Origin of the sequence: Bradyrhizobium sp. 1200_D9_N1_1 (assembly GCF_052075915.1) — a bacterium.
In the GTDB taxonomy this organism is placed as follows: Bacteria; Pseudomonadota; Alphaproteobacteria; order Rhizobiales; family Xanthobacteraceae; genus Bradyrhizobium; species Bradyrhizobium diazoefficiens.
Window position 1 is genome coordinate 1807557 of the sequence record NZ_CP197226.1, and the last position, 13669, is coordinate 1821225.

17 protein-coding genes, 1 tRNA gene and 1 pseudogene are annotated in these 13669 nt (G+C 62.8%); 9 read left to right on the forward strand and 10 right to left on the reverse strand.

All coding sequences use genetic code 11. The annotated features are described in order from the left end of the window. The first annotated feature begins 465 nt into the window (after positions 1 to 465). From AB5K84_RS08750 to AB5K84_RS08765, 4 genes and pseudogenes are all read left to right on the forward strand, one after another. Positions 466 to 900, forward strand: a complete 435-nt coding sequence (locus AB5K84_RS08750; protein ID WP_011090130.1) for a phasin — start codon at positions 466 to 468, stop codon at positions 898 to 900. Between the two features lie 265 nt (positions 901 to 1165). Further along, positions 1166 to 1242: transfer RNA gene (locus AB5K84_RS08755), tRNA-His, on the forward strand. Between the two features lie 177 nt (positions 1243 to 1419). Further along, positions 1420 to 1857, forward strand: coding sequence for a hypothetical protein (locus AB5K84_RS08760; protein ID WP_011090129.1), 438 nt, complete (start codon positions 1420 to 1422; stop codon positions 1855 to 1857). Positions 1858 to 2031: 174 nt separating this feature from the next. Further along, positions 2032 to 2232 (forward strand): annotated as a pseudogene (locus tag AB5K84_RS08765) (thiaminase II); the annotation flags it as partial. Positions 2233 to 2859: 627 nt separating this feature from the next. On the opposite strand, the gene AB5K84_RS08770 reads toward AB5K84_RS08765, so the two are convergent. Continuing rightward, positions 2860 to 3033 (reverse strand): hypothetical protein, encoded by a 174-nt coding sequence (locus AB5K84_RS08770; protein WP_011090127.1) that lies wholly within the window; start codon positions 3031 to 3033, stop codon positions 2860 to 2862. Positions 3034 to 3230: 197 nt separating this feature from the next. Here AB5K84_RS08770 and AB5K84_RS08775 point away from each other — a divergent pair, with 197 nt between their 5' ends. Continuing rightward, entirely contained in the window at positions 3231 to 3482 is a 252-nt protein-coding gene (locus tag AB5K84_RS08775) for a hypothetical protein (RefSeq protein ID WP_011090126.1), read from the forward strand. A gap of 28 nt (positions 3483 to 3510) precedes the next feature. Here AB5K84_RS08775 and AB5K84_RS08780 read toward each other — a convergent pair whose 3' ends face one another. Next, positions 3511 to 3720 (reverse strand): hypothetical protein, encoded by a 210-nt coding sequence (locus AB5K84_RS08780; protein WP_038965417.1) that lies wholly within the window; start codon positions 3718 to 3720, stop codon positions 3511 to 3513. Between the two features lie 261 nt (positions 3721 to 3981). Between AB5K84_RS08780 and tenA the strand changes: the two genes are divergently transcribed. Continuing rightward, the gene (gene tenA, locus AB5K84_RS08785; RefSeq protein ID WP_011090123.1) at positions 3982 to 4656 is read left to right on the forward strand and encodes a thiaminase II; all 675 of its coding nucleotides are present in this window, start codon (positions 3982 to 3984) and stop codon (positions 4654 to 4656) included. Positions 4657 to 4784: 128 nt separating this feature from the next. On the opposite strand, the gene AB5K84_RS08790 is transcribed toward tenA, so the two are convergent. Further along, positions 4785 to 5729, reverse strand: coding sequence for an AEC family transporter (locus AB5K84_RS08790; RefSeq protein WP_011090122.1), 945 nt, complete (start codon positions 5727 to 5729; stop codon positions 4785 to 4787). A gap of 486 nt (positions 5730 to 6215) precedes the next feature. Between AB5K84_RS08790 and AB5K84_RS08795 the strand changes: the two genes are divergently transcribed. Both AB5K84_RS08795 and AB5K84_RS08800 read left to right on the forward strand, forming a co-directional pair. Next, positions 6216 to 6581: a hypothetical protein gene (locus AB5K84_RS08795; protein ID WP_038965419.1), complete on the forward strand. Its 366-nt coding sequence runs from the start codon at positions 6216 to 6218 to the stop codon at positions 6579 to 6581. A 413-nt stretch (positions 6582 to 6994) separates the two neighbouring features. Beyond that, positions 6995 to 7672, forward strand: a complete 678-nt coding sequence (locus AB5K84_RS08800) for a ParA family protein (protein WP_027547672.1) — start codon at positions 6995 to 6997, stop codon at positions 7670 to 7672. Between the two features lie 122 nt (positions 7673 to 7794). Here the strand turns inward: AB5K84_RS08800 and AB5K84_RS08805 are convergent, their stop codons facing one another. The 6 genes from AB5K84_RS08805 to trxB form a co-directional block, all read right to left on the reverse strand. Then, positions 7795 to 7989, reverse strand: a complete 195-nt coding sequence (locus AB5K84_RS08805; protein WP_028172834.1) for a hypothetical protein — start codon at positions 7987 to 7989, stop codon at positions 7795 to 7797. Between the two features lie 96 nt (positions 7990 to 8085). Continuing rightward, the gene (locus AB5K84_RS08810) at positions 8086 to 8235 is read right to left on the reverse strand and encodes a hypothetical protein (protein WP_165448175.1); all 150 of its coding nucleotides are present in this window, start codon (positions 8233 to 8235) and stop codon (positions 8086 to 8088) included. Positions 8236 to 8534: 299 nt separating this feature from the next. After that, a complete protein-coding gene (locus tag AB5K84_RS08815; protein WP_038965420.1) occupies positions 8535 to 8729 on the reverse strand; it encodes a hypothetical protein in 195 nt (64 codons plus the stop codon). A 105-nt stretch (positions 8730 to 8834) separates the two neighbouring features. Next, on the reverse strand, positions 8835 to 9743 hold the full coding sequence (locus AB5K84_RS08820) for a 4-hydroxy-tetrahydrodipicolinate synthase family protein (protein ID WP_038965421.1): 909 nt from the start codon (positions 9741 to 9743) through the stop codon (positions 8835 to 8837). Positions 9744 to 10191: 448 nt separating this feature from the next. After that, entirely contained in the window at positions 10192 to 11115 is a 924-nt protein-coding gene (locus AB5K84_RS08825; protein WP_028172837.1) for a LysR family transcriptional regulator, read from the reverse strand. 5 nt (positions 11116 to 11120) lie between these two features. Then, positions 11121 to 12086 (reverse strand): thioredoxin-disulfide reductase, encoded by a 966-nt coding sequence (gene trxB, locus AB5K84_RS08830; protein WP_011090115.1) that lies wholly within the window; start codon positions 12084 to 12086, stop codon positions 11121 to 11123. 267 nt (positions 12087 to 12353) lie between these two features. On the opposite strand from trxB, the gene AB5K84_RS08835 reads away from it, so the two are divergent. Beyond that, a complete protein-coding gene (locus AB5K84_RS08835) occupies positions 12354 to 12833 on the forward strand; it encodes an Lrp/AsnC family transcriptional regulator (RefSeq protein ID WP_027547667.1) in 480 nt (159 codons plus the stop codon). 309 nt (positions 12834 to 13142) lie between these two features. Here AB5K84_RS08835 and greA read toward each other — a convergent pair whose 3' ends face one another. Next, entirely contained in the window at positions 13143 to 13616 is a 474-nt protein-coding gene (gene greA, locus AB5K84_RS08840; protein WP_011090113.1) for a transcription elongation factor GreA, read from the reverse strand. Between the last annotated feature and the right edge of the window lie 53 nt (positions 13617 to 13669).

Consider the following 13669-nt stretch of genomic DNA (forward strand, 5'->3'; position numbering starts at 1 on the left):
AAGCCGCGCAGACGCTGCATCCGCAGGATTCGCGCGCTGCATGGGTGTGGCCCGGCCGAAGCACGCGAGCCCCTCCGGGGGATGTCATTCCGGGGCGCGCCACTTGGCGCGAGCCCGGAATCCAATTCCCTGCGATCTCCGGTAGCCCGATGGATTCTCAGATGCGCAATTGCGCATCATGGCTCCCTCGCTTCGGTCGGGCCCCGGAATGACGAAGTACACCTCAACCACGGGTTCCCGTACCCCGGAACCTCATCCTCTCCGGGATTAAATTTTCCCCGCGCACCCCGGATCGCGTTGCGCTGCACAATGTTGACATGTTACGCAGGGATACTGCTGGGCGTTGGACGAGCCATCTTTTTCGTTACGCGTATCCAGTCTTCGTACCCGCCAACAGATGGCCCCGGTTGGCCGGCGGGCGCGCCAGAAGGCTCACTCCATTTTCCATGATCGTGAGGGACAACAATGACAGGTGCGACTGATCCATTCTCCGCCTCCATCATCCCGTTCGAGGTGCCGGAGCAGGTGCGTGCGTTCGCCGAAAAGGGCGTTTCGCAGGCGCGCGAGAGCTACGCCAAGTTCAAGGACGCGGCCGAAAGCCATAACGGCACCATTGAGGCCGTGTTCTCGTCCGCCAGCAAGGGCGCGAACGAGTACACCGCCAAGCTGATGGAGTTCATGAAGGCCAATACGACCGCCCATCTGGACTTCACCCAGGAGCTGCTCGGCGTGAAGTCGCCGTCGGATGCGTTCGCGCTGTGGAGCAGCCATGGCAAAAAGCAGCTCGAGACCTTCCAGGCCCAGGCCAAGGAGCTCGCCGAGATCGCCCAGCGCGCCGCCACCGCCGCCGCCGAGCCGATCAAGGCCAGCGCCTCGAAGCTCTACCCGCCCGCCGCCTGAGCGACGGGGCCGGTTTGATCAGGGCCTGATCCGGACCCGAAGGGCCGCGCGCGAAGTGCACAGCGGTTTTCCGATGGGATCATGCCCAAATAACAAGAAACCCGGGCCCAGGCCCGGGTTTTCCTTTGGAAATAACGTCGTTTGAGGGTGGATTCCGCCCGTTTGCGGCCTTGCCAAAAACGGCCGTTGCACCTAGTTTCCGCCCCGTCCAGCCCCCCTCGGTGACCGGCCTTTTCAGGTAGCCCCAGGGGCGGCTCGCAAGGATGCAGTTGTAGCTCAGTTGGTTAGAGCGCCTGTCTGTGGAACAGGAGGTCGGTGGTTCGAGCCCACCCAACTGTACCAGTCCTCCCGGATCAGCCAGCAGCTTGTTGAATAGATCCGTACTCAAGCTGTTGCAGCCAAGCCACCTTGATCAGAGATTGAATATACCATGTGTCTCAACCGGCTTCTCCGGTTGCGGTTGGGTGCGCTATCGTCTTCCGATTAGGCCGAGGCTCGTCGGTCGCGTCGGGGTGGTGAATGGCTGGTGGAGCTTCGGAGAAAGTGGGGGCCGCAAGCCGTCCGGATAGTGTCATTTGGTACGAGCGTCTGGCTGGTGCGGCGCTCGTCACGGGCTTGGGGTCGGCTGCTGCGAATCCCGTCAGCCTTGCCAAGTACTACAATCTGTATCCGATCGGCTATCCGATCATGTTCGTCTGCTCCATCGCGGGGCAGTCGTTGTGGATTTGGCTGATTGCGCGAAAGCGACAGAATTGGGCTCGCTGGATCAGTCTCGTCATGGTCATTATCGGAATTCCGAGCGTCATCATCGATTTCGACGAACGTTTCCGGTTCAACGCTGTCGCGGCAATCCTCTTTCACACCGGATATCTATTGTTGGTGGTCGCCGTGGTGCTGCTCTTTCGTAGCGACGCCCGCGCGTGGTTCTCGCGCGCGCGTGTCGCACCAGACACCTAATCATTGCGCCGGTATCTCGGTGGCGGCCCCTTGGCGGATATCATGGGCGAATCCCCGAACGTGAAGTGCTTGCGGCCGCAAAAGTACTGCTCATGCAGCTGAGTAAGCATTGGTCGAGCCGCGACACAGTCGGAAAAGAATTGTCGTTATCGATTAAGTGCACTGTCACCGTATTCCGACATGCGTGAAGCAGCGGCCGGCCTTTCGGCCATCCTTGATGTCGAGATGAACCTGCATGTGAAGCTCTGCGTCGATTGGGGTCTGTCCCCGACAGACCTTGAACAGACCCCTCCGGCGGCCGAGATGCTGGCCTATACACGCTACGTGCTCGACGCGGGAATGCGCGGCGATCTGCTGGCACTCAAGGTGGCGCTTGAATTACGGTGACAGTGCACGAAACTCCACGAGATCAGGCGACTTCGGTTTAGTGCTGCCGGCGGCCACCGGTCAGTGAGCTTGGCGCCGAGCTCCTTCCTGAGTGAGGTTGACTACGCCTCGATTCTCAGGGACGGGGCTCTCCACTGCTACCAATATCCTCTCAACTGGCTACCGACCTCTCGCCTCTGGCTCCCGTGCAGCGGGCTGGAGCGCAGCGACTTAATTGGAAAATCTGCTTTTGCCATTTCATCGAACGGGACAGCAGTGCTGGCTTGAAGAGCGTCGCCGCCAGTCACATGTGATAAGGATCGGGGATCGTTGGCCCGACACAGTGGCAACGCACCCACCGGCCTCATTGAAGGTCGTGTGCGTCCAAATAAGAGCAAGCACGGGCTGCGTTCGAGCACCGCTCGACGCAGTACCTCTACTCAAATGCAACGGCACGAGCCGTCGAGGGAGACCTTGGCGGTTTTTTGCGTGTGGCCAGATATGCGCAAAGAAAAACGGCCCCTTGGGGAAGGTCGGCCAGCCGAGGTTCTTGCACCTGGGTATGGAGATCGGCCGCGCCTTTCATGCCATTACGGTGACAGTGCACGAAACTGCACGACATCAGGCGACTTCAGTTTAGTGCACTGTCACCGTAATTCGCGCCGCGGTCCGGAAGAAGGCGTCGATCTGGGCATCGCTCCAGCCGTAAGCGGCGCCGATTGCCGCCGTCATTGGATGGCTGCGCTGAAACACCGTGGCGTTGGCATTTGCGGCCGCGACCAGCGCGTCGAGCACATCCCTCGAAAACATGGATTTCCCCCTCTCGAATGCGAAAGGCCGCCCGATAGGGGCGGCCTTTCATTGGACTCCGGGCATAAGGCCCGATCAGGAGTTGTTAACGCACTGCAAAACCGCGCACAGCCTCCGGTTGACACAATCACTGGTTAGGTGCCAGAATTTTCTCTCGCATTTGGAAAAACATTGACGATTTTGGAAGAACATTGCCGATGTCAAATTGCATTGACCAGAAACAGCAGCATCATTCCGGCGACAGCGATAACGACTGGCGCATTGTCACACTCTTCGTGATCTGCCTGCTCGCCTTCGCCGTCTGCCTCAAACTCGGCGAAAAGCTCTACTCGTCGAACGCCAATCTCAGAATTGCCGAGTGCAGCGCGATATATTGGAAGGGCCGCGCCGAAGGCCGCCCCGAAAACTATTGCGCGCCGGGATGCTGCACGCCGCCGAGCGCCCCCTAGGAGCCTCCTCCCCGTCAATCTTCTCCGGTCACAGCGTCGCGGCGGCCCGAAAGAATGCGTCGATCAGGTCATCGCTCGAGCCATAGGCCGCGCCGATCGCCGCCGTCATTGGATGGCTGCGCTGAAACACCGTGGCGCCTGAGAGCAGCATCTCGGCGTTGAATTGCTGATCGGCCGGCATCGCGCTCACGATGGCCATTAGCGGCGCCGGGATGTCGCCCGTCTTGACCGCTGCCAACGCCTCGGCCGTCGTGATGATGTTCGATAGCGCGAGTTGCTGGAAGAACTGGCGGTCCGAAATGTTCTCCGGCAGCGGCGAAATCTCGGCCGGATCGCATTACGGTGACAGTGCACAAAACTCTCGACGCGGGGAGTGCCCCATCCGCAACGCTGCTCAAAGCCAGTTTTGTCCGCGGTCACCGTAGCTCCTCGGTTCGCAATGCGCTATCGGTAGCGAGCCAAGGACGTTCATGGACAAGCAAGCCGGGCGAAAAAGATCGTGAGTTTCTTCGAGCGTCTCAAGACAGAAGCATCCGTTGAGTGGCGGGCCTACACCGAGCATCCCTTCACGAACGGATTGGCAGACGGCTCGCTCCCCGAAGCGGCGTTTCGTCACTACCTCGTTCAAGACTACCTGTTCCTCATTGAGTTTGCTCGCGCCTACGCGCTCGCGGTCTACAAGTCGCCCAGACTTGCCGACATGCGTGAAGCAGCGGCCGGCCTTTCGGCCATCCTTGATGTCGAGATGAACCTGCATGTGAAGCTCTGCGCCGATTGGGGTCTGTCCCCGACAGACCTTGAACAGACCCCTCCGGCGGCCGAGATGCTGGCCTATACACGCTACGTGCTCGACGCGGGAATGCGCGGCGATCTGCTGGCACTCAAGGTGGCGCTTGCCCCCTGCGTGATCGGGTACGCGGAGATCGCCACACGGCTCGCCGCACGACCCGATGCGGACGCCGCGACGAACGCCTATCGCGTCTGGATCGCCGAGTACGCCGGCGCGCCGTACCAGGAGGTCGCTGCCAAGGCGCGGGCGCACATGGAGCATCTCGCCGATCTCTACGCCACGCCGGCCCGCGAGGCAGAGCTGATTGCGATCTTCAAGGAAGCCACCCGACTCGAGGCAGACTTCTGGGAGATGGCCTGGCGCGCGGGCCAGCTTGTTCAATAGCCCTTTCGGCAGTGAGGCTCATAACCTGAAGGTTATACAATTACGATGACGATGCTCCTCGATCTGTCGGGTCGAGCTTCCGTCACGATTCCTGAAAGCCTAACGGAAACCACGTCTGTCGGCGCGACCTACCTCACCCCAGCCACCACCATCACCACCACCGGCAACGTCACCGCCGCCAGCAGCGTCCCCAGCGCCACCGCGCCTGACACCGGGTTCACCAGCCGCTGATACTGAACCGCGAAGATGTACGCGTTGGCGCCGGTCGGCATCGCCGCGAACAGCACGACGACGCCGGCCGCGGTCGGCGGCAGGCCGAGCAGTTTTGCCAGCACGAACGCCGCGGCCGGCATCGCCAGTAGCTTGAGCGCGCTCATCACGACGACGCTCGACATCTCGCCCTTCACCTCGAAGCGGAACAGGTTGATGCCGAGCGCGATCAGCGCCGCCGGGGATCCCGCCTGCGCGAGCAGCTCGATGGTCCTGTCCACGACGGGATTGAGGCCGAGGCCGGTGAAGCGCCAGACCACGCCAAAACCGATCGCCAGCATCAGCGGGTTGCGGGCGAGGTCCGCGAGCACGGGCTGGATCACCGAAAGCGCCGAGCCGGTCCGCTTGCGGCTGACAAGCTCCATCTGCAGGATGCCGCAGAGCCAGAGCAGCGGCGTGTTCACCGACAGGATCAGCGCCATCGGCCCCGCCGCCTCGTTGCCGAGCGCCGAGAGCGTCAGGGGAATGCCGAGCATCACGATGTTGCCGTAGACCGAGCCGATCGCGAACACGACGCCGTCCTCGCGGTCCTCGCGCCCCGCGCGCAGCAGCGCCGAGAGCGCCAGCGCCGCGATCCAGGTGACGGCGAGGGCGCCGTAATAGGCGCCCCACATCCGGTAGGGGCTGACGTCGGGGAATTCCGACACGACGATGGTGCGGAACAGGAGGGCAGGGATCGCGATGCTGAAGGCGAATTCGGAGATGCCCTTGTGCGCGGTCTCGGTGACGAAGCGAAACAGCACCGCGGCATAGCCTGATGCGATCAGGGCAAACACCGGCGCGACGATCAACACGGTGGCCATGCGCCCCCTCTCTTCACGGGGATATCAGCCGACCACCCCACGCACTCTCGATGATGCCATCATGCCCCTGTTTTGCCCGACGAGTCAAAACCGCTTCGTAAAATCCGCAAGAGGCGATTTCACTGGGCATATCAAGGCCCCGGCTACTGTGCATGGGGTTGTTTTCGCGGTTTTTGTTTTGAGGGTCCCGGGGCCAGCGGCGGAAACCTGATCTCGCCAGATTTGCCAAAGGGTTGGCCGGAATCCTTCCCACCCACCGCAGTCATCCCCCGCGCAGGCGGGGGATCCAGTACGCCGCGGCTCCTCGGGGAATGTCAGGCGTCTCTGGAATACTGGGTCGCCCGGTCAAGCCGGGTGACGACAGCGGAGGAGAAGGCCCGCCCTGTTGCCGAGAGCGCACACGTCCCGGGTTTCGCCTCCGGCCTCGTTGCCAACGAACGGCGGTTCACCCACACTCCGCCCCGACCAGACATTTGGGGGGGATCGATGCCCGCTTTTCACTTCAGGAAGTCCGCTCTTGCCGCCGCGTCGGGGCTTGCCCTGGCCGTCCTGGTCCACCCCGGCGCCGGCTTCGCCTACACCCAGGAGGAGCAGCAGGCCTGCACGCCGGATGCGATGCGGCTGTGCGGCGAGTTCGTGCCGAACGTCGATGCCATCACCGCCTGCATGATCCAGAAGAAGGCGCAGCTCTCGCCGCAATGCAAGGTGTTCTTCCGCCAGGGGCCCGAGCCGGGCGAGGCCCGCGCCGGCAGGCCAACCAACATCGCGCCCAAGAGCGCGTCGAATAGTGCGAAGAAGAGCACCAAGCCGGCGCCGAAGGTGGCCAGGAAGAAGAAATCCGAAGAAGGCTGAGCGCGGCCGCTGCGTTCCTTCCCTGAAACTCAGGCCCGGGCAAGCGTGCGAAGCGCGGCTCCGCGCTTGACGACATAGGGTCCGCGACAGCTACCGGACTCGTTTTGTTCGCGCGCCTTGCGCGCCTGCTTGCGGAAATTACCGCCACACGTGATCGAAAAGAGTCGCCAGACGGTTTGCGCGGCAAGGTTGCATTCCGGCTTTCCCCTTCTCGCTGCTCAAAAAAAACAACGATTGCGCGCATCGCAGGCTCTTGATTGCTGTTCGTGTCTTGTCGCGCGCAGCAGTGTGACTCAAAAGCCAACACGTCTTGTTATTTCGTGGCTGCAGAGCAACTCCCGGTAAATTTTTCTTTCCCGAATCAGCGCGGTGATTCATTTTCGGAGCCTGGGGTCAATCTGGAGGCCGAAGGTATGAACGTTATTGTTTTTGCATCGCGTAAAGGCGGCTCGGGCAAGAGTACCCTGGCCGCACATCTCGCCGCGCAGATCAAGGCGAGCAAACAGGTCATGCTCGTGGACGCGGATCCGCAGGGGTCGCTCACGCTGTGGCACAAGCTGCGGGGCACCAACGAACCGCCGATCAAATCGGCCGTGAACTCCGTCAGCGGCATCGTCTCCGCTGCCAAGCGCGACGGTTATGAATGGGTGTTGATCGACACGCCGCCGAACCTCTCGGCCGTCGTCGACGACGCGATCAAGAACGCAACCATGGTGGTCATTCCGGCGCGGCCTGGCGTGTTCGACGTCAACGCGGTGCAGGAAACCATTCAGATGTGCCGCGCGGCGCGCAAGCCCTACGCGGTCGTGCTCAACGGTGCTCCGGCCAAGCGCGACGAAGCCGAAAGCCCGATCGTCACCATCGCCCGCGAAGCGCTGGCGAAATTCCGTGCTCCGGTGTGGGGCGGTCAGATCACCAATCGTTCGGATTTGTTGATGGCGCTCAGCCACGGCGAAGGCGCGCGTGAGTATCAGGCCGAGAGCCGTGCGGCTCAGGAGATTGCAAGGCTGTGGGCGGCGATCGAGCGTTCGGTCAAGGCCATTCGCGGCACGGCGTCGGCATCCGGCGCAATGCACAAGCAGGCGGCATAATTTTCACAAATCATTCCCCGGACGAAAAACGCGCGGATGTCTGCGCGTTTTGCGTTTCTGGGCCTCACTCTGTCATTCCGGGATGGCGCGCAAGCGCCAGACCCGGAATATCGAGATCAACGTTACGCCACCATCAGCATGTAGAACACGATGACCGGCGACAGCGTCAGGATCACCGACCAGATGCCGGCGGCCCAGAGAATGTCCTCGGTGGTGAAGCTCTCCTCGGTGGTAAAGCTCTGTCGTGCGTCGTAATGCGACGCCATTTCATTCTGACTATTCACAAACGCCCCCGCGATTTCTTCGCTTATGGGCATCACGCTACGCGAGATGTTTTAAAATTCCGGGTTGCTGCGCCGCTCGCATTTTGAACGCATTTGTGACGCGGGTTTAACCATCCGCGCGCGTTCTCGTCAGCCGACGAGCCAGACCCGAAACAGCAGCACCGGCATCAGGCCGAGCATCACCGCCCAGAACCCGAACGACGAAACCACCAGGATTCCCCGCAAAAGATCGGCGGGCGCGAATTGCTGTGCGGCCGTAGGCCGGGCGCGACGTCCCATGGTCATTCCCCCTTTGGAAGGCTTTGGAGAAAAACGATAGGCGCCAGAGCGTAAACGAGACGTGGATGCGCCATGCGGCGGATGCGAAGCCGATTGGGGCGCGGTTAACCACGAGGTCTCTTACCCTCCCCCCTTGTGGGGGAGGGTGGCTCGCCGCGTAAGCGGCGAGACGGGTGAGGGGTTTCCCTCCCCACGGACAGTTTGCGCGCGGAGAGAAACCCCTCGTCCGGTGCTTCGCGCCACCTTCTCCCACAAGGGGAGAAGGGAAGGCAGCGTGCACGAGGTGAGATTGCGTCGCGCTAAACCCACCCGCTGTATTCGCGCCTGATCTCGTCGACCCGATTCCACTCCCGCGTCACGACCTCCTCGCTCAGGCCGATGTCGCGGCGCAGCCAGGCCGTCGCCGGATATTTGTCGGTCCATGTGAAGCCGTCCGCGCATGACAGGAATTGCCAGAGGGCCTTGAGGGCGCACAGCCACCGGTGAGGTCGCATGGGTTGATATCCACTGAGATTGCATCGGGCAGCACGCAGCCGTTCGAACCGGAGCCAACCGGTTCGTTCGAAAGGCCACATGCGGGTGAGGTGAGGAGGGTGGTGCTACGCCGCGACTTTCATCCGCCGCTCGATCTCGCGGTCGATCGTGGCGGCGAGCTCGCTGCTGACTTCCACCATCGGCAGGCGCACTTCGGGGCTGTCGATCAGGCCGCTGCGCCACAGCCAGTGCTTGGCCGGCGCGGGGCTGGGCTCGGTGAACAACAGGCGCGTCAGCTCGGCGACCTCCTGCCAGCGCGCCTGCGCCGCGTCGCGGTTGCCGCGCTTCAGCTCGGCATACACGGCCGCGAACGTCGCGGTCTCGACATGGGCTGACAGCACGATGCCGCCATCGGCGCCGTCGGTGAGCGCCTCGAGGTAGTTCGCGTCCTCGCCGGTGAGCACGCGAAAACCGTCCGGCCGGTCGCGCAGCAGCGCGATCGACTGCTCGCGGCTGGCGCCGCAATCCTTCAGGCCGACGATGTTGGGGTGCTCGGCGAGCCGCAGCATGGTCTGGTTGGTGATGTTGACCGCGCAGCGATAGGGAATGTTGTAGAGCGCGAGCGGCCAGGCGGCGTGGTCGGCAAGTGCTTCGAAATGCGCCAGGAGCCCGCGCTGCGACGGCCGCACGTAATAGGGGCTCGCGATCAAATAGCCGTCGATCGGCCAGTCCGCGGTTTCATCAAGGCGCTCCTTCAGCCGCGAGGTGTCCGCGCCCGACATTCCGAGGCAGATAGGCAACGTTCGGCGGCCGGCCGCCATCTCGTCGCGGACGATGGCGACGAGGCGTTCGAGCTCGGCGTCCCGCAGCGTCATGCCTTCACCCGAGGTCGCCCCCAGGATGAAGCCGTCGACGGCCTGTCCGCAGTAATGTCGCGTCAGCCGCCGCAGCGACGTCTCGTCGAGCTTGCCGTCTCGAAACGGCGTCACCAGCGGCAGCCAGAGTCCGTGCAGATGCGTTCGCAGGTCGGTCATGTCCAGTCTCCTTCTCGGGAAAAAACCTGAGACGGAGGGCACATGAAAAAACCCCGTCCAGGTGGCGGGGTTTTCGGGATTTGCTGCGATGACGAAGCGTAGTTAGCGCGCGCAAAAATCCGAGGTCCCCGGGTGGGGGCCCTTTTTCGAAACGATTGCGCACGACTTCGTGATCATTCGCAAATGATGCGGGCGATACGTGGAACTGTCAATACACGCGGAAGGCGAATGCCGAATTGGGCAGAAAAAAAGCCGGGCTCGAACGAGCCCGGCTTAAGGTATTGGCCACGTGAGGCCGACACAATCACCTTCCAAGAGGGATTACTGAACTCCCGCGCCACTGGAGGAGGGGGACAAATGCGCAACGCGAAGGCTCAGCGTGCAAACATTATGAGCTTGCCTAACGCCATGCAGCAACAGCCGAGGCCGCATGTCAGACATGCGGAAATCAGGAAGGCCAGCGCTGCGCCTTGCTCACCACGAAGTCGCGGAACACCTGCACGCGCGCGACCGTCTTCAACTCCTCGGGATACACGAAATATGTATCGAGCTGGATCGAATCCGATTCGCCGAACAGCTGCACGAGGCGGCTCTGCTCTTCGATCAGATAATCCGGCAGCGCGGCGATGCCGAGCCCCTGCTGACAGGCGCGCACCAGGCCGAGGATGTTGTTCACCCTGAAATAGGCCTCGCGCGGACCCGAGCCGTTGCGGCCGGCTTCGACCAGCCAGTTGCGGTTCTGAAGATGCGGCGCGAAGGTGCCGTCCGAGAGCGTGATGATGCGGTGGGAGTCGAGCTCCTCCAGCGTGCGCGGCGTGCCGAAGCGCTTGATGTAATCCGGCGAGCAATAGGCGTGGAAGCCCATCGCGAACAGCTTGCGCTGGATGAGGTCCGGCTGCGTCGGCTTGCGGGTGCGGATCGCAACGTCAGCCTCGCGCATCGACAGGTCCAGCTCCTCGTCGGTGACGATCAGCGAGATCCGGATCTCCGGATAGAGCGCGGTGAATTCGCCGAGCCGCGGGATCAGCCAGTTGATGCCGACGCCGGGCGTGGTGGTGATCTTGAGATCGCCGCTCGGCCGCTCGCGGCTGTCGGTCAGCTTGGCGCGCGCCGCCTGGAGCTGCATGAACACGTCATGCGCGGTGCGGAACAGGAGGTCGCCCTGCTCGGTGAGGATCAGGCCGCGGGCGTGGCGGTGGAACAGCGAGACCGAGAGCTCCTGCTCGAGCGCCGAGACCTGGCGCGAGACCGCCGATTGCGACAGGCCGAGCTGTTCGCCCGCATGCGTGAAGCTGCCCGCTTCAGCCGCCGCGTGAAACACCTTCAGCTTGTCCCAGTCCATATCCGTAAATCCGTCGCGTGTTCGAGGCATGATCTTTATTCCGCTGCTGCACGCTCGCTGGCGCGCAAGGCCAAGAAACGTTCGGCTTCGAGTGCTGCCATGCAGCCGAGGCCTGCGGCCGTCACGGCCTGGCGATAAGTCTCGTCGGCGACGTCGCCGGCGGCGAACAGGCCGGGCACCGAGGTGGCGGTCGAGTTCGGGGCGACCTCGACATAGCCCGACGGCTTGAGCTTGACCTGGTCCTTCACCAGCTCGGTCGCCGGGGCGTGGCCGATGGCAATGAAGATGCCGTCGGCCTTCAGCTCGGTGAGCTTGCCGGTCTTGACGTTCTTGAGGCGGACATGGGTGACCTTGTTCGGGTTCTCGGTGCCGCAGATCTCGTCGACGGCTGAGTCCCAGACCACCTTGATCTTCGGGTGCTTGAACAGACGCTCCTGCAGGATGCGTTCGGCGCGGAAGTGGTCGCGACGATGCACGATGGTGACCTGCGAGGCATGGTTGGTGAGGAACAGCGCTTCCTCGACCGCGGTATTGCCGCCGCCGACCACGATCACTTCCTTGCCGCGGTAGAAGAAGCCGTCGCAGGTGGCGCAGGCCGAGACGCCACCGCCCTGGAATTTCCCTTCGGACGGCAGCCCGAGCCAGCGCGCTTGCGCGCCCGTGGCGAGAATCACGGTTTCGGCGAGATAGACGTCGCCGCTGTCGCAGGTGAGGCGGAACGGCCGTCGCCCGGTCTCCAGCTTGGTCACCAGGTCGGTGACGATCTTGGTGCCGACATGGACCGCCTGCTTCTCCATCTGCTCCATCAGCCAGGGGCCCTGGATCACGTCGGCGAAGCCCGGATAGTTTTCGACGTCGGTGGTGATGGTGAGCTGGCCGCCCGGCTGGATGCCCTGGATCAGGATCGGCTCGAGCATCGCACGCGCGGCGTAGATCGCCGCCGTGTAGCCCGCGGGGCCAGAGCCAATAATCACGACCTTTGCATGAACAGGAGCGGACATTTCGATGGACGCCTTTCACGGGGGATTTGCAGCGCGGGCGCGGAAGGAGCCAGGAGGCCTCGCGGAGGCGCTGAAATATCAGAGCTAATCTAAGCGTTCTGGTGAGCTATGCAAGAATTGCATTCCCTGTCGGCGGATTTTTCCAACAGGGAACAAAAGTCGATTGCGCTGCACGCGCAATAAAATTGCGCAATGGGTGCGGACTGGGCTATGAGGATTGCGACAAACCCACCCGATACCGCCGCAAAGGCCAGGAGTTCCAATCACGTGTCGCGGAACCTAGACGAGATCGACCTGAAAATTCTCACCGAGATTCAGGCCGACGGTCGAATCACGAATGTTGAGCTGGCCAAGCGGGTTGGCATTTCGCCGCCGCCCTGCCTGCGCCGGGTCCGGGCGCTGGAGGAGGAGGGCTACATTCACGGCTATCGCGGGCTGCTGGACGCGCGAAAGCTCGGTTTCGACGTCACGGTGTTCGCGGCCGTGCACCTGTCCAGCCAGGCCGAGGCGGATTTGCGCGCCTTCGAGGAGTTCGTCCGCGCCGAGCCCCTGGTGCGGGAATGCTGGATGCTGTCGGGCGAGGTCGATTTCATCCTGAAATGCGTCGCGCCCGACATGGCGACCTTCCAGGATTTCGTCACCCACCTGACCGCCGCGCCCCATGTCCGCAACGTGCGGACCTCGCTGGTGCTGCACAATTCGAAATATGAGGCGGCCGTGCCGCTGGATGTGAAGGGGCGGCGGTAGGTTCGCCAAGCCTGTTAGTCCCGTCACCCCCGCGCGAGCGCGTAGCGCTCGTCGCTGGAGGTGCGAGTGATGGGGCGCGGAGCGCCCCATCGGGAGCCTCGAAGGATGGGCGGCCCGCGTGTCGCCGCGCGAGGCAACAATGGGGCCGTCGCCTTCGAGGGCAGCTGAAGAAGCGGCCACCTCAGGGTGACGGTGATAGAGTTGCGCTTCGCGGTCTCCACACCGTCATTCCGAGCAACACGCCTAAACAAAAAGGCCGCGCGGTTTGCGCGGCCTTTTCAAAACATCATCACGCGCAGCGGCAAATCCTTACCGCCACTCCACCTTGGTGATCTCATACGCCTTGGCGCCGCCGGGTGCGTTGACCTCGACGGTCGAACCCTTCTTCTTGCCGATCAGCGCGCGGGCGAGCGGCGAAGTGATGGAGATGCGGCCCTTCTTGGCGTCGGCCTCGACCTCGCCGACGATCTGCCACACCGCCTTCTTCTCGGTGTCCTCGTCGACCAGCGTCACGGTGGCGCCGAATTTGATGGTGTCGCCGGACAGTTTCGAGATGTCAATGATGTCGGCGCGCGCGAGCTTGTCCTCGAGCTCGGCGATGCGGCCTTCATTGTGGGACTGCTCTTCCTTCGCGGCGTGATATTCCGCGTTTTCCGACAGGTCTCCGTGCGAGCGCGCCTCCGCAATATGCTCGATGATGCGCGGACGGTCCTCGGACTGGCGCTTCTTCAATTCTTCCCCGAGCGCGGCAAACCCGGCCGAAGTCATCGGAACCTTTTCCATCTTCTCTCTCGTCCTTCGATCGTGCGCCCCAGAACGCGAATGGGCGCCCAACC